We start from the raw sequence: 16299 nt of genomic DNA, 5'->3' as shown, positions 1-16299 counted from the left end.
CCGACGTGGCAACACCTGCAGGAAGGCCAGACCTCTCGTGCTCCAGTTCATTCTTCGCCGGATCGCCATCTCCGCGGTGGTCCTGCTCTTGGGATCAGCGTTGATGTTCTTCGCGACCATCAACGCCGGTGACCCGCTCGCAGACCTGCGGGAGAGCCGCAACGAGAACCGCGAACAGCTCATGGCGGCGCGGATCCGGAACATGAACCTCGACATGCCGTGGTACCAGCGGTACCTCACCTGGCTGGCCGGCGCGAGCAAGTGCCTGGTCCTGTCCTGCGACCTGGGCAGCTCCCGGGACGGTGCCAACATCAACACGCTCCTGGTGAACTCGGCGGGCGCCAGCCTCCGGCTCGTGAGCCTCTCGGTCGTGCTGGCGATCATCATCGGCATCACGCTGGGCGTGCTGTCGGCGATCCGGCAGTACTCCGGTTTCGACTACGCCATCACCTTCCTGGCCTTCATCTTCTACTCGCTGCCGGTCTTCTGGGCGGCCGTCCTGCTCAAGGTCTACGGGGCGGTCCGCTTCAACAACTGGATAGCCGATCCCGCCTTGAGCCTGACCACCATGGCGGTGATCGCGCTGGTCTTCGCGATCCTCGTCGCCTCCGTCCTCGGTGGCGACCTCAAGCGCCAGGTTCTCACCTTCCTGGTCACCGCAGGGGTCGTGTTCGGGGCCGTCTACTACTTCGACCAGATCGGCTGGTGGCGCCGTCCCGCCCTGGGCCTGCCCCTGATCATCATCGGCGGCGCCCTGGCCCTGGCCTTCTTCCTGACCATGACGGTCGGCCTGTCCCAGAAGAAGGTCACCACGGCCGGTGTCATCACCCTGGGGCTGGGCATCATCGCCTACTTCGTCACCGACCCGATCCTGGAGAACCCCACCTGGCTGGTCGTGCTCGGCCTGCTCGCCGTCGCGGTCCTCGTCGGGGCTGCCGTCGGCTGGTTCTTCGGCGGCTTCGAGCGCCGCACGGCGATGGCCGTGAGCATCGGCACCGCCGTCGCGTTCGGCTTCCTCATCTTCATGGACAACCTCCTGCGGGCCTGGTCCGGATTCCTCAAGCTCAAGCCGCGTCCGATCTCGACCATCGGCTCCGGCGTCCCCGGCTTCCAGGGGACCTTCTGGGAGGAGATCTTCAACTGGGGCGTGCAGCTCATCCTGCCCACCATGGTGCTGACCCTGGTCTCGATCGCCGGCTACTCGCGCTACACCCGCGCCTCGATGCTGGAGACGATCAACCAGGACTACATCCGCACGGCACGCTCCAAGGGCCTGTCGGACCGCGTGGTCTACACCAAGCACGCCCTCCGCAACGCGCTGATCCCGATCACCACGATCGTGGCCTTCGACTTCGCGGCCCTGCTGGGCGGCGCCGTCATCACCGAGACCATCTTCGGCTGGAAGGGCCTGGGGGCGATGTTCCGCGAAGGCCTGGACACCATCGATCCCGGTCCCGTCATGGCCTACTACCTGGTCGCCGGCGGCGCCGCCGTGCTGATGAACATGCTGGCCGACCTCGCCTACGCCTTCCTCGACCCACGGATCCGCCGGTGAGCGCCGCTGACGCCAGCGCTCCCCAGATCCCCCGACCGGCTCAGACCCGAAGGAACATGAGATGACCGACCGGCCCACCCCGCCCGAGGACAACCGTCCCGAGCCGCCGATCACCCCGACCGTCACCGACGTCGACAGCAAGTACTCCGTCGAGAAGCAGCTCGACCTCAGCCAGAAGTCCTACTCCCAGGGCCAGCTCGTCTGGCGGCGCTTCCTGCGCCACCGCGGCGCGATGGTCTCCCTCCTCATCCTGGTCGGGATCACCGTCTTCGCGTTCACCTCCATCGGCTACGGGATCATCCCGGGCTGGTGGGACAAGAACTTCTGGGAGGGTGGCCTGGTCGAGAACCGCGGCAAGCCGACCCTGAAGCTGTGGCCCTTCGAGGTGGGGGAGTATCCATTCGGCCAGGACAACGCCGGCAAGGACTACTTCGCCCTGACCATGCGTGGGACCCAGCGCTCCCTCATCGTGGCCTTCACCGTCGGCATCGTGTCCTCGATCCTGGGGACGCTCATCGGTGCGCTGGCCGGCTACTACCGCGGCTGGATCGAGTCGGTGCTGATGCGTCTGACCGACCTGTTCATCGTCATCCCGGTCCTGGTGCTGGCCGCCGTCTTCGGCAAGATGAGCGACGGCGGCATCTGGCCGCTGGCGATCCTGCTGAGCTTCACCGGCTGGGCCGGTCTGGCCCGTCTCGTGCGCGGAGAGGTGCTCTCCCTGCGTGAGCGCGAGTTCGTGACTGCGGCCGAGGCGATCGGCACCGGCTCCGGTCGCATCATCTTCAAGCACATCCTGCCCAATACGATCGGCACGATCATCGTCAGCGCCACGCTGGCCATCGCCGCCACCATCCTGGTCGAGTCAGCGCTGTCCTTCCTCGGCTGGGGCGTGCGGGCACCCGACACGTCGCTGGGCAAGCTGATCTCGGACTACCAGACCGCCTTCCAGACCCGGCCGTGGCTCTTCTGGTGGCCCGGCATGATCATCCTGTCCATCGCCCTGTCCGTGAACTTCCTGGGTGACGGACTCCGTGACGCCTTCGACCCCCGTCAGAACAGGACTGCTGACTGATGACGACCACCACTGACAACTTCTCCGGCCAGCACTACACCGGCTCCGGCACCCCGGGTGCCGACGAAGAGGTCGTGCTCGCCTTCGACGATGTCGACGTCCGGTTCAAGACCGAGTTCGGCAGCGTCCACGCCGTCAAGGGAGTCGACCTGAAGGTCCGTCCCGGCGAGGTCGTCGCCCTCGTGGGCGAGTCCGGCTCCGGCAAGTCGGTGACCTCGATGACCGCCATGCGCCTGCTGCCCAGCAACGCGCGCATCGGTGGCCAGGTCAACGTGGCAGGCAAGGAGGTCGGCCGCCTCTCCGAGCGCAACATGCGCCGGCTTCGCGGCAACGACGTCGCCATGGTCTTCCAGGAGCCGATGACGGCGCTCAACCCGGTGCTGACCATCCAGACCCAGATGATGGAGTCGATGGAGCTGCACGGCGTGGCCCGCGGCCAGGCGGCGGCGGACCGCGCGGTCGAGCTGCTGGGCATGGTCGGCATCCCCGAGCCCGAGCGGCAGATGAAGAAGTACCCGCACGAGCTCTCCGGCGGTCAGCGTCAGCGCGTGGTCATCGCGATGGCGATCAGCTGCGACCCCAAGATCATCATCGCCGACGAGCCGACCACGGCCCTCGACGTCACCGTGCAGGCGGACATCCTCGACCTGCTGCGGTCCCTGAAGGACAAGCTCAACACCGGCATCCTGCTCATCACCCACAACATGGGCGTGGTGGCCGACATGGCTGACCGCGTGGCCGTGATGTTCAAGGGCGAGATCGTCGAGCGCGGCACCGTCGAGGAGGTGCTCCTGCGCCCGCAGCACGAGTACACCCAGATGCTGCTCGCCTCGGTCCCGCGCATGGGCGCAGGCCGCGGCCAGATGGGGATCAACGTCAAGGAAGAGGTCGATGCGGACGCCCCGCTCGCGATCGAGCTGCGCAACCTGGTCATCGAGTACCAGCGCCTGGGCAAGCCGCCGTTCCGTGCCGTCGACGACGTCTCCTTCGACGTCCGCAAGGGCGAGATCGTCGGTCTGGTCGGCGAGTCCGGGTCGGGCAAGTCCACGATCGGCCGTTGCGCGCTGGGTCTGATCCCCGCAGCCAGCGGCGAGTTCCGCCTGCTCGGCCAGGACGTCACGTCCCTGGGCAAGAAGGAGAAGAAGGCCCTCCGCAAGCGGATCGGCGTCATCTTCCAGGACCCGGCCGCCTCGCTGAACCCGCGTCTGCCCATCGGTGACTGCATCGCCGAGCCGATGGTGGTGCACGGGGTGGGTGACCGCAAGAGCCGCCAGGACAAGGTCCACGAGCTGCTCGAGGCCGTCGAGCTGCCCCGCGAGGTCTACAACCGCTACCCGCACGAGGTCTCCGGTGGCCAGCGCCAGCGCATCTGCGTGGCCCGCGCCCTGGTGCTCGAGCCCGAGCTGCTGGTCGCCGACGAGCCGACCTCCGCCCTGGACGTGTCGGTCCAGGCCCGCGTGCTGAAGATCTTCGCCGACCTCCAGGACCAGTTCGGCTTCGCCTGCCTGTTCATCAGCCACGACCTCGCGGTGGTGGACCTGCTGGCGCACAAGGTCGTCGTGCTGCAGAACGGCAAGGTCGTCGAGGCCGGGCCGCGCGCCCAGATCATGGAGGACCCGCAGGAGGACTACACCCAGCGCCTGATCGCCGCGGCCCCGGTCCCGGACCCGATCGACCAGGAGCGCCGTCGCCGCGAGCGGCACGAGCTCCTGCGCGCGCAGGGTGAGGAGATCGCGGTCCTGCAGGTGGACGACCCCTCGCAGTTCCGCAGCTCCATCTCCGACGAGGCGGACCAGCTCTGACGGGGCCCGCGCGCTCGATCCGTAGGGCACGGCCGTCCGGCACGGCCCGATCGATGCGCACGGCACGATGAGGGTCGTCTTCGCCGGCACGCCGGAGGTCGCCGTCCCCTCGCTGCAGGCCCTGCTGGGCTCCCGCCACGACGTGGTCGGTGTGCTCACCAGACCCGACGCCCGGGCCGGGCGCGGGCGCAGCACGCGTCCCAGCCCGGTCAGGGTCGCGGCCGAGGAGGCCGCGGTGCCCGTCGCGACGCCGACGACGCTGCGCGATCCGCAGGCGCGCGAGGTCGTCGAGGCGTGGCAGCCGGAGGTGTGCGCGGTCGTCGCCTATGGTGGTCTCGTGCCGCCGGCGCTGCTCGACCTGCCCCGCCACGGCTGGGTCAACCTTCACTTCTCGCTGCTGCCCGCCTGGCGCGGAGCCGCACCCGTGCAGCACGCCATCCTCGCCGGCGACGACGTCACGGGTGCGGTCACCTTCCTCCTCGAGGAAGGCCTGGACACCGGTCCCGTGCTGGGACGGCTGACCGAGACCGTGCGCCCGGACGACACCAGCGGCGACCTCCTGGGACGGCTGTCGAAGTCCGGCGCCGGCCTGCTCGTCGCCACCATGGACGGTCTGGAGGACGGTGTGCTCGTGCCCGAACCCCAGCCGGCCGAAGGCGTCAGCCATGCGCCCAAGCTCGAGGTGGAGGACGGGCGGGTCGACTGGGGGCAGCCCGCCTTCGCGGTGGACCGCCGGGTCCGGGCGACCACGCCCGCGCCGGGCGCCTGGACGACCTGGCGTGGCGACCGGCTGAAGATCTTCCCCGTGGGACTGGTCGACGAGGCCGGTCCCGGCCCTCTCCCGGAGGGTATGCGGCTCGCGCCCGGCCAGGTGCACGCCACCAAGCGGGAGGTCGTGGTCGGCACCGGCACCGGTCCCGTGCGGCTGGGCCAGGTCCAGCCGCTGGGCAAGAAGACGATGGCTGCTGCGGACTGGGCCCGTGGCGTCCGTCCTGAGCAAGGAGAGCACCTCGGTGGCTGAGCGTGAGGAGCGCGGACGGCGCGGCCCCAGGCAACGGTCGGCGCAGCGGCCCGCCGCGCGGGTGCGGCAGGGGGACCCGGCGCGGGACACCGCATACCGGGTGCTGAGGGCCGTCGACCAGGACGGGGCGTATGCCAACCTCGAGCTTCCCCAGGCGCTGCGCAGGGCCAAGGTGCGGGGCAGGGACGCGGCCTTCGCGACCGAACTGGCCTACGGGACGATCCGGATGCAGGGGCTCTACGACGCGGTCATCTCCGTGGCCGCCGACCGGCCGGCCGAGCGCATCGACGGCCCCGTCCGTGACGTGCTCCGCCTCGGTGTCCACCAGCTGCTGGCCATGCGGGTGCCCGACCACGCCGCCGTGAGCGCCACGGTGGCGCTGGCCCGGCAGCACGTGAGCCAGGGGGCCGGTGGCTTCGTCAACGCGGTCCTGCGCCGGGTGGGCGAGCGCAGCCGGGAGGACTGGCTCGAGACGGTCGTGGCCGGCGTCTCCGATCCGGCCGAGGCGCTGGCGGTCGAGCACTCCCACCCGGTGTGGATCGTCCGCTCGCTGCGCGCGGCCCTGATCGCGCACGGTGCCACGGCGGCGGAGGCCGACGCCGAGCTGCCGACCCTGCTGGCCGCCCACAACGACCCGGGCCCCCTCACGCTGGTCGCCCGGCCCGGGCTGGTGCAGGACGACGCGCTCGAGCAGGCCGGGGCGACCCCGCACCCGATCGCACCCACGGCATGGTCGTTGCCCTCCGGCGACCCAGGTCAGCTCTTGGCCGTCCGCGACGGTCGTGCGGCGGTGCAGGACGCCGGCTCCCAGCTCATCCCGCTCGCCCTCGCCGCGGTCCCGCTCCACGATGATCCCGCCGCGGAGCCCGACCCCGCCCGTAGCCCGGAGCGCTGGCTCGACCTGTGCGCCGGCCCCGGCGGGAAGGCCGGCCTGCTGGCCGCCCTGGCGCTGCAGGCCGGGGCGAGCCTGCGCGCCAACGAGGTCAGTGCGCACCGGGCCGAGCTCGTGCGGCACACGCTCCAGGGCGCCGTCGCGGCCGGCGCGCAGGTGGAGGTCACCGTCGGCGACGGCCGAGAGGTCGGGGCCGAGGAGCCGGCTGCCTACGACCGCGTGCTCGTCGACGCCCCCTGCACCGGGCTGGGCGCGCTGCGGCGTCGACCCGAGGCCCGGTGGCGCCGCAGCCCGCAGGACCTGGCCGGGCTGGGGCCCCTGCAGCGCGAGCTGCTCGACTCGGCGCTCACCGCGGTGCGGCCCGGGGGAGTGGTGGTCTATGCCACCTGCTCGCCGCACATCGGGGAGACGACGCTGGTGGTCAAGGACGTGCTGAAGAGGCGCCCCGACGTCGAGGCGATCGACGTGCGCGAGCATCTGCGCGACCGCGAGGGGCGTCCGCTGGAGGGCGTGGGGGCGGCGGGTGAGTTGTGGGCGCAGCTGTGGTCGCACCGGCACGGCACGGACAGCATGTTCGTGGCCCTGCTCCGACGCCGCGCGGACGCCTCACTAGGGTGAGCGCCATGCCGGATCCCACGTTGCAGATCAGCCCGTCCATTTTGTCCGCCGACTTCGCCAACCTCGAGCGCGAGCTGGCCCGGATCGCCGACGCGGACTGGGCGCACGTGGACGTCATGGACAACCACTTCGTGCCCAACCTCACGCTCGGGCAGCCGGTCGTCGAGGCGCTGGTGAAGGTCAGCCCGATCCCGATCGACGCCCACTTGATGATCGAGGACCCCGACCGGTGGGCACCGGGCTACGCCGAGGCGGGGGCCCGATCGGTGACCTTCCACATCGAGGCTGTCCGCGACCCCGTGGCCACCGCGCGCGCCATCCGCGCGGCCGGTGCCCGCGCCGCCTTCGCACTCAAGCCGGGCACGCCCTTCGCGCCCTACGAGGAGCTGCTCCACGAGGTCGACATGGTGCTGGTCATGACGGTCGAGCCGGGCTTCGGGGGCCAGGCCTTCATGGCCGACCAGATGCCCAAGGTCGCCCAGGTCCGTGAGGCCGTGCGGCGCAGGGGCGGCGAGATCTGGGTCCAGGTCGACGGCGGGGTCTCCGCCGACACCATCGGTCAGTGCGTGGAGGCCGGGGCGGACGTGTTCGTGGCGGGCTCGGCGGTCTACGGGGCCGAGGACGTGCCGGCCCGGATCGGGCAGCTGCGCGACCTGGCGCGGACCCACCGCTGCGGCTGAGCCCGGGGGGCTAGACTGGCGGGGCAACACGTGCTCCGGGGTCGGTGAAATTCCGAGCCGGCGGTGATAGTCCGCGACCCGGCCGCAGCCAGCGGCCGGTTGACCTGGTGAAACTCCAGGACCGACGGTGAAAGTCCGGATGGGAGGCAGCACGCGAGCCGTCGCGCAGGCGGTGCCGGTATGAGGCGAACGTTCACCGCATACCCACCCGAGCCGTGGCGGACTCGTCCGCTTCACACGCACACCCCGGCGCCCACACCGTTCGTGGCCCGGGGTGTTCTCGTCCCGGCCACCTGATCCGCAAAGGATGCACGTCGTGGACGTCTGGAACGACCTGTTCAACGCTCAGCTGACCATCGCCGGTCACTCCATCGCCTGGCGCGAAGTCGTCGGCAACCTCTTCGGCCTGGCCTCGGCCATCCTCGGGATGCGCCGCAAGGTCTGGGCCTGGCCGGTGGGCATCATCGGCAACGCCCTGCTCTTCACCGTCTTCATGGGGGTCTGGTTCGCCAACCCCCAGGAGCACAGCCTGTTCGGGCAGGCCGCCCGGCAGGTCTTCTTCATCATCACCAGCGTCTACGGCTGGTGGGCCTGGAACCAGTCCCGCAAGGGACGCGCCAAGGACGCGCCGGCGATCACGCCGCGGTGGGCCACGGTGCGCGAGCGCACCGCCTACCTGCTGGCGGCCGCCGTGCTGGTCGTGGTGAGCCAGTGGGTCTTCGTCCAGGTCGGTGCCGGCTGGCCCGCCCCGCGCTGGTACTACTGGACCGACGCCTGGATCTTCGTCGGATCGATGCTGGCCACCTACGCCATGGCCCGGGGCTGGGTCGACTTCTGGCTGGTGTGGATCGCCGTCGACCTCGTCGGTGTGCCCCTGCTGTGGCACTCGGGCTACTACCCCTCGGCGATCCTGTATGCGGTCTACGGCGCCTTCGTGCTCTGGGGCTTCTTCGTCTGGAAGCGGGCCGCACGGGTGGAGGCGCCGACCGGGGCGGGGCCCAACCTGGCGGACGAGGACCGTACCCTGGTGGGGTGACCCAGCCTTCGACGCCGCGGCGCGCCGCCTACGACACCTTCCGGCCCAGCACGGGCCGGTGGGTCGCGGGCGGCGCCGCCCTGGCGACGTTGGTCATCTTCACGCTGGTGGCCGTCTACAGCCCGATGCCCCTGCGTTCCAACCCCGAGATGGAGCTGATGAACCGCATCAGCATCGCCCTGATCGGCCTCGGCATCGCCTTCTTCCTGAGCCGCTACGCCGTCATCCGGGCCGTGCCCTCGCGCGAGGGCCTGCGGGTGGTCAACCTCATCCGCAGCCACGACCTGGAGTGGGCCCAGATCATGCGCGTCGGCTTCTCCGGCGGCGCGCCCTGGGCGGTGCTCGAGCTCAGCGACTTCGACGAGATCTCGATCATGGCCATCCAGCGCGCCGACGGCGAGCGGGCCCGGGCCGAGGCCTCCCGGCTGGCGGCCCTCATCGAGCACCACTCCCGGCCCTCGGGCCCGACGCTGGACTGACCTCGCGCCGAGCGCGCCGGCCCACCCGCCGGGCGGCGCCGCACGTCAGCGGTCGGCCGAGTCCGGTCCGAGCTGGTCGCGCGTGGGCGGCACCCGTCTGCGGGCGTCGGCGGTGCTCATCCCGGAGAGCACGAGCAGGTCGACCACGGTCGAGCGGACCTGCCCGCGGATGATCTCGGCCGACAGGCCCGCACCCGTGGCGCTCCAGGTGGAGTCGCGGGCCAGGAGGACCAGGTCCTCCTGGGCATCCTCGAGGCGCTCGCGCTGCTCCAGCTGCTCCAGGATCCCGGCGCTGGCCTCCGCCAGCCCGGTCACCAGGTCCGTGTAGCGGTCCGGCACGGGCTGGTCCTCGAGCAGGGCCAGGTGTGCCTGACGGACCAGCACCCGCACGTTGCGGATCGCCAGGTCCAGGGGGTTCATCAGCGCGTGCACCTCCTGCACGTCGTCGCGGCTGTCGCGGGACAGCAGCGGCGCCAGCCGGGCGGCGGCCAGCGCCTCGGCGGTGGAGTCGCGCAGCGCCTCCAGCTGGGTCGACAGATCCCGGGCCCGCCCGAGGGCGGCCCGGGCACGCTCCGCGTCCCGGTTGCGCAGCGCCTGGGCGGTGTCGGTCAGGACCTCGACGAGGTTGCCGAGCACCATCGTGGCGCGCGCCCGGGGCCGCTCGGTGGTGGAGCGGACCGGGGCCAGCATGGCGATCCCGAGAGCCACCCCGCCGCCGACGACCGCGTCGAGCCAGCGGTTGAAGGCCTCGCCCTCCCCGGCCACCAGGGTGGTGACGATCACCCCCTGGATGCCGGCCTGCATCATCAGCATCTGGCCCGCCCCCGCCAGCACGGCCAGGGCCATGGCGACCACGCAGACGGCGAGGATCTGCCACACGCCGGATCCGAAGACGTGGACGAAGATGTCGGCGGTGAGGATCCCGATCGCCACGCCGATGGTCAGCTCGGCGATCCGCCGCACGCGGTCGCCGTAGGTCATCCCGAGGCAGATCATCGCGGTCACCGGGGCGAAGAAGGGCAGGGGATGCCCCAGCAGGTCGCGGGCGATCCACCAGGCGAGGGCGGCGCCCAGCGCAGCCTGGAGGATCAGCCACACGCGGGACCGGAGCCGGAGCACACGGGTCTGGGCCGCGGCTGGGGTGAGTTCGTCGCGCACCGGGTCCCAGACCAAGTGCCCGACGTCACGGGCGCGCCGCCAGCCGGAGGTCACCGTCCCAGTCTGTCCCAGGTGGCGATGCCCGTCTCGGTGTCGATGCGCACGTCGGCACGTGGTTGCCGCTCGGCCAGGAGCTCCTCCTCCTGCCGGGCCCACTGCTCCCAGTGCGGGGCGAAGACGTCCCCGTCACGCGCCAGCGCACGCTCCCGGCGGACCGGGGCGGGGGCGTCGAGCCAGAGGGACAGGTCCAGCAGGTCCGAGCAGGGGACCGCGTGGGCACCCACCCCCTCGACGATCACCACGTCGCAGGGCGCGATCTCGACGACGGGCCCGGCCTGGTGCCGGTGCCAGTCCCAGGACTCGTAGCGGCCCGGCAGCCCCTCGGACAGGGGCGAGAGCACGCCCTCGCAGAGCGGACCCAGCGCGGCGGCGAGGCCGGACCACCCGTGGTAGAGGTCGTCCAGGTGGACGGTGGTCACGTCCAGGCCGGCGGTGGTGAGCGGTCCGGTCAGCGTGGCGGCCAGCTCGGTCTTGCCGGACCCGCTGCGGCCGTCGACGGCCACGAGCACCGGCCGGCCCGACACCTGGGACCGCAGCGCCAGGATCGGCTGGACCAGGGCCCGGACGAGGTCGAGCTGCGTGGGGTCCGCGTCCGTGAGCCAGCCCGGGGCCGGTCGACGGTCAGACGGCACGCCGGTGACGACCGAGAGCGGCCACGTCCTCGGGGGCTCCCTCGACGTCGACCTGGGCGACCCGGTCGCGGCCGAAGGCGTGGAGCACCAGCTCCAGGGGCGTCCCCCGCAGGACCACCGTGCCGGCGCCCGAGGGCGGGCGGCGCAGCGAACGGCGCCCGTAGCCCTCCGCGACGGCCACCACGCCGACGGGGGCGCCGCGGTAGAGCACCGGCCCGGCCTTGGTCAGCGTCGACCACAGTCCCTCGAGGGTGGCCCGGTCCAGCGGGGTGGGGGACCAGTCGGGCTGGGCCCGGACCATGTCCTCCAGGTGGATGCTCAGCTCGGCGGTGTTGACCAGCCGGTCCAGCGCCGGGACGCGGGTGGGCCACCAGGACGGTGGGCCGGTCCGGACCTGCTCGGCGAGCTCCTCCATCGAGCTCTCCCGTGCCGTGGAGTCCTGCACCTGCCCGGTGTGCCGGGTCAGGGGCCCGAGGTCCAGGCCGATCCCGGGCAGGACGTCGGGACGGGACTCCCGTACCACCAGGTGGGCCAGGAGATCCTTGACCATCCAGGGGTCGCAGAGCGTGGGGGCCTCCGGCCCGAGGCGGAGCGCGGTGGTGGCGATGAGGTCTCGCAACGGTGAGGTGGACTGCATACCTCCATCTCATCACGGAGGTGCCACAATGGGTGGTTGCTCCCACCCGTCGTCGCCGGAAGGCTCTATTCGTCGTGACTGTCACCACCCCGGTCCCGCGCCCCAAACCCTCGCGAGCAGTGCTGCGGCGCGGTCTGAAGGTGATCTGGGGTGGCATCCGCACCGAGCCCCGCCCCTTCGCGTGGGCCGTGCTGGGCTCGGTCCTGTGGGCCGCAGCCACCGTCGGCACGGCCGGCGCGATCGGCTGGCTGACCGACAACGTCATCGAGCCGGCGGTGCTGGAGCGCACGGTGACCGCGACCGGCCTGTGGCTCATCTTCGGCGTCCTGGTCCTGGTGCTCCTGGTCAACGTCATCGGCGTCATCCTGCGGCGGGTCTACGCCACGATCGCCGGGTTCAACCTCCAGGCCCGCTACCGCCGCGACGTCACGCGGCAGTATCTTCGCCTGCCCCTGTCCTGGCACCACGCGCACCCCTCCGGGCAGCTGCTGTCCAACGCGCACGCCGACATCGAGGCGACCTGGCAGGTCTTCAACCCCCTGCCGATGGCCATCGGCGTCATCTTCATGCTGGTCATCGCCGGCACGATGATGGTGCTGGTCGACCCCTTCCTGGCCTTCATCGGCCTGCTCGTCTTCCCCGGCCTGTTCGTGGCCAACCTGGTCTTCCAGCGCTTCATGTCGCCGCGGATCACCCTGGCGCAGCAGCTGCGCGCCGAGGTCGCCCAGGTCGCCCACGAGTCCTTCGAGGCGGGCCTGGTCGTCAAGGCGATGGGCCGTGAGGACGAGGAGACCGAGCGCTTCCGGGTGGCCACCCACGACCTGCGGGACAGCCTCATCCGGGTGGGCCGCACCCGAGGGACGTTCGAGCCGGTCATCGAGATGATCCCGACGCTGGGCACGCTGGCCGTGCTGGGCACCGGGACCTGGCAGGTGGCCCGGGGCGAGCTGGGCGCCGCCGACGTGGTCCAGATGGCCTATCTCTTCTCCGTCCTCGCCTTCCCGGTCCGCGCGCTGGGCTGGGTGCTGGCCGAGATCCCCCGGTCCGTCGTGGGCTACGACCGGGTCCAGCACGTGCTCCGCTCGGAGGGGGGTATGGCGTACGGCACCACCACCCTCGCCGAGGGCACCGGCCCGGCGAGCAGCACCCTGGAGCAGGTGGTCTACACCCACCCGGGCGAGGAGACCCCCGCCATCCACGCCGTCGACCTCGACGTCCCCGCCGGTGCGACGGTGGCGCTCGTGGGTCCGACCGGGTCGGGCAAGTCGACCCTCACCAACATCGCGCTGCGCCTGGTCGACGCCGACTCGGGCACGGTGCTGCTCGACGGCGTCCGGGTCCAGGAGCTGGCCCAGGGGCAGATCCCGGCCCACGCGACCCTGGTCGCGCAGCAGACCTTCATGTTCGACGACAGCGTGCGCGGCAACGTCACCCTGGGCGCCGACTCCGACGACGAGTCGGTGTGGCGTGCGCTGCGGATCGCCCAGGCCGACGGCTTCGTGGGCGAGCTGCCCGACGGGCTGGACTCGGTGATCGGCGAACGGGGCGGGACGCTCTCCGGCGGCCAGCGCCAGCGCATCGCCCTGGCCCGCGCCGTGTGGCGTCAGCCGCGCCTGCTCGTGCTGGACGACGCGACCAGCGCCGTGGACCCCTCGGTGGAGCAGGCCATCCTCGCCGGCCTCCGCTCGGCCAGCGAGGGCATGACCGTGCTCGTGGTGGCCTACCGGATGGCCACGATCATGCTGGCCGACGAGGTGGTCTACCTCGAGCGGGGCACGGTTGTGGACCGGGGCTCCCACGAGGAGCTGGTGGCGCGCTGCCGCGGCTATGCCGACCTCGTGCACGCCTATGCGCGGGAGGCGGCCGAGCGCGCCGCCGTCGAACGCTCCGAGGAACCCGGCCGGGTAGGGGAGGAGGGCGCATGAGCACGAACGCCGACGCCCACGAGACCGGCAGCAGCCGGATCGACACCCAGAGCACGCTGGGCACGGTGCAGACGCTGCGCCGCGGCCTGCAGCTCTCGCCCGAGCTGCGCCAGGGCCTGCTCCTGACCGTCGTGCTCGCGGTGGTGGCCACCCTGGGCCGCGTCCTGATCCCGTTCGTGGTCCAGCAGACGACCGACCACGGGATCCTCGCCGCGGGCGGCCCCGACACCGGCTTCGTGGTCCGCGCGATCCTCATCGCCGCCGTCGTGGTCTTCGTCACCGCCTCGGCGCAGTACTTCGTCAACGTGCGTCTGTTCACCGCCGCCGAGAGCGGCCTGGCCACGCTGCGGATGAAGGCCTTCCGGCACATCCACGACCTGTCGGTGCTGACCCAGAGCACCGAGCGGCGCGGCTCGCTCGTCTCGCGCGTGACCAACGACGTGGACACCATCTCGATGTTCGTCCAGTTCGGCGGTCTGATGCTGCTGATCTCGACGGCCCAGATCGCGCTGGCCACCGCGCTGATGGTCTTCTACAGCCCGGTGCTGGCCCTGGTCGTCTATCTCTGCTTCGTCCCGCTGGCCTTCCTGGTGCGCTCCTTCCAGCCCGTGCTGGGACGTGCCTACGGTGCCGTGCGCGAGCGGGTCGGCGACATGCTGGGCGCGATCAGCGAGTCCATCGTCGGCGCCGTGACGATCCGGGCCTATGGCGTCGAGCAGCGCACCGCCGAACGCATCGACACCGCCATCGAGGCTCACCGCGCCTCGGCCGTCAGGGCCCAGATCCGCTCCGTCATGGCCTTCGTCTCGGGGCAGGCCTTCGCCGGCCTGACCACGGCGATCGTGCTGGTCGTGGGCACGGTCATGGCCACGCGGGGCCAGGTCAGCCTGGGCCAGCTGGTCGCCTTCCTCTTCCTGGTCAACCTCTTCACCCAGCCGGTGCTGATGGCCACCGAGATCCTCAACGAGATGCAGAACGCCGTGGCCGGTTGGCGCCGGGTCATCGGTGTCATCGACACCCCCGCCGACGTGTCGGACCCGGGCGACGACGGCGTGCGGCAGGAGCGTGGCCCGATCCGGGTCGCCTTCGAGGGGGTGGGCTATGCCTATCCCGGCGGCGAGCCGGTGCTCCAGGACGTCGACCTGGTCCTCGAACCGCATACCAAGGTGGCCATCGTCGGCGAGACCGGCTCGGGCAAGAGCACCCTGGCCAAGCTGCTCACCCGGCTCATGGACCCCACGGAGGGTCGCGTCCTGCTCGACGGGGTGGACCTGCGCACCATCGCCTTCGACTCGTTGCGGCGCCGGGTGGTCCTCGTGCCCCAGGAGGGCTTCCTCTTCGACGCCGACCTGGCCGAGAACATCCGCTTCGGCCGCCCCGAGGCCACCGACGACGACCTGGCGCTGGCGATCACCGAGCTCGGCCTGGACCCGTGGGTGGAGTCGCTGCCGCACGGGCTGTCGACCCAGGTCGGCCAGCGCGGCGAGTCGCTGTCGGCGGGGGAGCGGCAGCTCGTCGCCATCGCGCGCGCCTACCTGGCCGACCCCGACCTGCTCGTGCTCGACGAGGCCACCAGTGCCGTCGACCCCTCGACCGAGGTCCGGGTGCAGCGGGCCCTGGAGGGCCTGACCCGCGGCCGCACCTCGGTCGCGATCGCGCACCGGCTGTCCACGGCCGAGGCCGCCGACGTCGTGGTCGTCGTGGACGCCGGGCGGATCGTCGAGACCGGGCACCACCGCGAGCTCGTCGGGCGCGGTGGCGTCTACACGCGGATGCACGCCTCCTGGGCGGCCCAGCAGCGCTCGGGCGGATGAGACTCGACGCGCGGGGGGCCCGGCTCGCGGCGCTGGTCTGCGCGTCGTTGCTCCTCCTCGCGACGACGCAGCCGTGGCTCGACCTCGTCGTGCGCCTGGCGCCGGGGCTGCCGCGCACCGCCACGCAGGTGCAGCCCCCGCAGGTCTCCTGGGTTGCCGCCACCGCCGTGGTCGGAGCCCTCGGGCTGCTGGGGTCCCTGGTCCGGGCGCCCCGGCTGCTCCCCACGGTGGCGAGCCTGGGCCTGCTCGCCTCCTGCGCGGGCGTGCTCCTCGCGCGTGGGGCGCGGCCCTCCGGCGCCGGGGAGGTCCTGTCGGCCACCACGACCCCCTGGTATGCGGTCGCCCTCGCCTCCTCGGTCCTCGCCGCAGCCCTGGCCCTGCTCGCGCAGGGCCTGGCCCGGTCGGGTCGGCCGGTCAGGGGCGGCGACCGCACCGGGGACGGGCCGCGCGCGACGGCGACGCTCGACCCCCACGAGCTCGCGCGCCGGGCGCAGGCCCGCGCGTGGTCCGAGCTGTCCGAGGGCCGGGATCCGACACTCGGAGCCTGAGGGGGTCGTGCCGCCGGACCGGCCTGCTGGCACAATAGGTCCGAACCTGGCGCCGGGAGTTTTCACCCGGACGCCGCACCGACAGCATCTGGACGCACAAGGAGCACGCATGGACGCGCACGACAGCCACGGGCACAGCACCGCAGCCTGGATCGGCGTCACGGTGATGCTGATCGCCACGGCCATCGCGTGCTACGGCGTCGTCTTCGGTCCGGGCATGCTCCTGTGGATCGGCCTGGCGCTCTTCGCCGTCGGCGCGCTGGCGTGGTACATGCTGGAGCGCAACGACAAGAGCGGCGGCGCCCGTCACGTCGACGCGCTGGAGAGCCCCAGCACGCGCGCCTGAGCGTCCTGTCCCACCCTCCGGCTG

Annotated in this window: 15 protein-coding genes and 1 riboswitch; of the genes, 12 read left to right on the top strand and 3 right to left on the bottom strand. The window is 71.8% G+C overall.

All coding sequences use genetic code 11. From position 1 onward, the window contains the following. Nucleotides 1–37: 37 nt before the first annotated feature. From ACTMMA_RS07430 to ACTMMA_RS07395, 8 genes are all read left to right on the top strand, one after another. The gene (locus tag ACTMMA_RS07430; RefSeq protein WP_441189474.1) at nt 38–1555 is read left to right on the top strand and encodes an ABC transporter permease; all 1518 of its coding nucleotides are present in this window, start codon (nt 38–40) and stop codon (nt 1553–1555) included. 61 nt (nt 1556–1616) lie between these two features. Then, complete coding sequence (locus ACTMMA_RS07425) at nt 1617–2627, top strand: ABC transporter permease (protein WP_441189473.1); 1011 nt, start codon at nt 1617–1619, stop codon at nt 2625–2627. Next, on the top strand, nt 2627–4429 hold the full coding sequence (locus ACTMMA_RS07420; RefSeq protein WP_441189472.1) for an ABC transporter ATP-binding protein: 1803 nt from the start codon (nt 2627–2629) through the stop codon (nt 4427–4429). The genes ACTMMA_RS07425 and ACTMMA_RS07420 overlap by 1 nt, the downstream gene beginning before the upstream one ends. 67 nt (nt 4430–4496) lie before the next feature. Further along, on the top strand, nt 4497–5450 hold the full coding sequence (fmt, locus tag ACTMMA_RS07415; RefSeq protein WP_441189471.1) for a methionyl-tRNA formyltransferase: 954 nt from the start codon (nt 4497–4499) through the stop codon (nt 5448–5450). After that, nucleotides 5443–6960, top strand: a complete 1518-nt coding sequence (locus ACTMMA_RS07410; protein WP_441189470.1) for an RsmB/NOP family class I SAM-dependent RNA methyltransferase — start codon at nt 5443–5445, stop codon at nt 6958–6960. Before fmt ends, ACTMMA_RS07410 begins: the two co-directional genes overlap by 8 nt. 5 nt (nt 6961–6965) lie before the next feature. Further along, on the top strand, nt 6966–7640 hold the full coding sequence (gene rpe, locus ACTMMA_RS07405) for a ribulose-phosphate 3-epimerase (RefSeq protein ID WP_441189469.1): 675 nt from the start codon (nt 6966–6968) through the stop codon (nt 7638–7640). Nucleotides 7641–7666: 26 nt separating this feature from the next. Continuing rightward, a riboswitch (FMN riboswitch) is annotated at nt 7667–7797 on the top strand. Between the two features lie 159 nt (nt 7798–7956). Next, on the top strand, nt 7957–8676 hold the full coding sequence (pnuC, locus tag ACTMMA_RS07400; RefSeq protein ID WP_441189468.1) for a nicotinamide riboside transporter PnuC: 720 nt from the start codon (nt 7957–7959) through the stop codon (nt 8674–8676). Continuing rightward, nucleotides 8673–9155 (top strand): PH domain-containing protein, encoded by a 483-nt coding sequence (locus ACTMMA_RS07395; RefSeq protein ID WP_441189467.1) that lies wholly within the window; start codon nt 8673–8675, stop codon nt 9153–9155. The genes pnuC and ACTMMA_RS07395 overlap by 4 nt, the downstream gene beginning before the upstream one ends. A 45-nt stretch (nt 9156–9200) precedes the next feature. On the opposite strand, the gene ACTMMA_RS07390 is transcribed toward ACTMMA_RS07395, so the two are convergent. The 3 genes from ACTMMA_RS07390 to ACTMMA_RS07380 are packed head-to-tail and all read right to left on the bottom strand — an operon-like array spanning nt 9201 to nt 11642. Further along, entirely contained in the window at nt 9201–10367 is a 1167-nt protein-coding gene (locus ACTMMA_RS07390) for an FUSC family protein (protein ID WP_441189466.1), read from the bottom strand. Continuing rightward, nucleotides 10364–11005, bottom strand: a complete 642-nt coding sequence (locus tag ACTMMA_RS07385) for a nucleoside/nucleotide kinase family protein (protein WP_441189465.1) — start codon at nt 11003–11005, stop codon at nt 10364–10366. The genes ACTMMA_RS07390 and ACTMMA_RS07385 overlap by 4 nt, the downstream gene beginning before the upstream one ends. Beyond that, nucleotides 10995–11642 carry a TIGR03085 family metal-binding protein gene (locus ACTMMA_RS07380; protein WP_441189464.1) on the bottom strand — a complete coding sequence of 216 codons (648 nt, stop codon included), beginning with the start codon at nt 11640–11642 and terminating at the stop codon, nt 10995–10997. The genes ACTMMA_RS07385 and ACTMMA_RS07380 overlap by 11 nt, the downstream gene beginning before the upstream one ends. A 74-nt stretch (nt 11643–11716) precedes the next feature. On the opposite strand from ACTMMA_RS07380, the gene ACTMMA_RS07375 reads away from it, so the two are divergent. The 4 genes from ACTMMA_RS07375 to ACTMMA_RS07360 all read left to right on the top strand — a co-directional run bounded on the left by ACTMMA_RS07375 (nt 11717) and on the right by ACTMMA_RS07360 (nt 16275). Continuing rightward, the gene (locus ACTMMA_RS07375; protein WP_441189463.1) at nt 11717–13567 is read left to right on the top strand and encodes an ABC transporter ATP-binding protein; all 1851 of its coding nucleotides are present in this window, start codon (nt 11717–11719) and stop codon (nt 13565–13567) included. Next, complete coding sequence (locus ACTMMA_RS07370; RefSeq protein WP_441189462.1) at nt 13564–15381, top strand: ABC transporter ATP-binding protein; 1818 nt, start codon at nt 13564–13566, stop codon at nt 15379–15381. Before ACTMMA_RS07375 ends, ACTMMA_RS07370 begins: the two co-directional genes overlap by 4 nt. Then, nucleotides 15378–15929 carry a hypothetical protein gene (locus ACTMMA_RS07365; protein WP_441189461.1) on the top strand — a complete coding sequence of 184 codons (552 nt, stop codon included), beginning with the start codon at nt 15378–15380 and terminating at the stop codon, nt 15927–15929. The genes ACTMMA_RS07370 and ACTMMA_RS07365 overlap by 4 nt, the downstream gene beginning before the upstream one ends. Before the next feature lie 109 nt (nt 15930–16038). Further along, nucleotides 16039–16275: an HGxxPAAW family protein gene (locus ACTMMA_RS07360; RefSeq protein ID WP_441189460.1), complete on the top strand. Its 237-nt coding sequence runs from the start codon at nt 16039–16041 to the stop codon at nt 16273–16275. Nucleotides 16276–16299 lie beyond the last annotated feature (24 nt).

It is taken from the genome of Ornithinimicrobium panacihumi (assembly GCF_052073805.1).
Taxonomy (GTDB): Bacteria; Actinomycetota; Actinomycetes; order Actinomycetales; family Dermatophilaceae; genus Ornithinicoccus; species Ornithinicoccus panacihumi.
This window is presented reverse-complemented; position numbering and strand designations above follow the sequence as displayed.

Coding starts and splice junctions, on each gene's coding strand:
- fmt (WP_441189471.1), top strand. CDS start 4,497: ATGAGGGTCGTCTTCGCCGGCACGCCGGAGGTCGCCGTCCCCTCGCTG.
- ACTMMA_RS07420 (WP_441189472.1), top strand. CDS start 2,627: ATGACGACCACCACTGACAACTTCTCCGGCCAGCACTACACCGGCTCC.
- ACTMMA_RS07370 (WP_441189462.1), top strand. CDS start 13,564: ATGAGCACGAACGCCGACGCCCACGAGACCGGCAGCAGCCGGATCGAC.
- ACTMMA_RS07360 (WP_441189460.1), top strand. CDS start 16,039: ATGGACGCGCACGACAGCCACGGGCACAGCACCGCAGCCTGGATCGGC.
- ACTMMA_RS07365 (WP_441189461.1), top strand. CDS start 15,378: ATGAGACTCGACGCGCGGGGGGCCCGGCTCGCGGCGCTGGTCTGCGCG.
- ACTMMA_RS07425 (WP_441189473.1), top strand. CDS start 1,617: ATGACCGACCGGCCCACCCCGCCCGAGGACAACCGTCCCGAGCCGCCG.
- ACTMMA_RS07380 (WP_441189464.1), bottom strand. CDS start 11,642: ATGCAGTCCACCTCACCGTTGCGAGACCTCATCGCCACCACCGCGCTC.
- rpe (WP_441189469.1), top strand. CDS start 6,966: ATGCCGGATCCCACGTTGCAGATCAGCCCGTCCATTTTGTCCGCCGAC.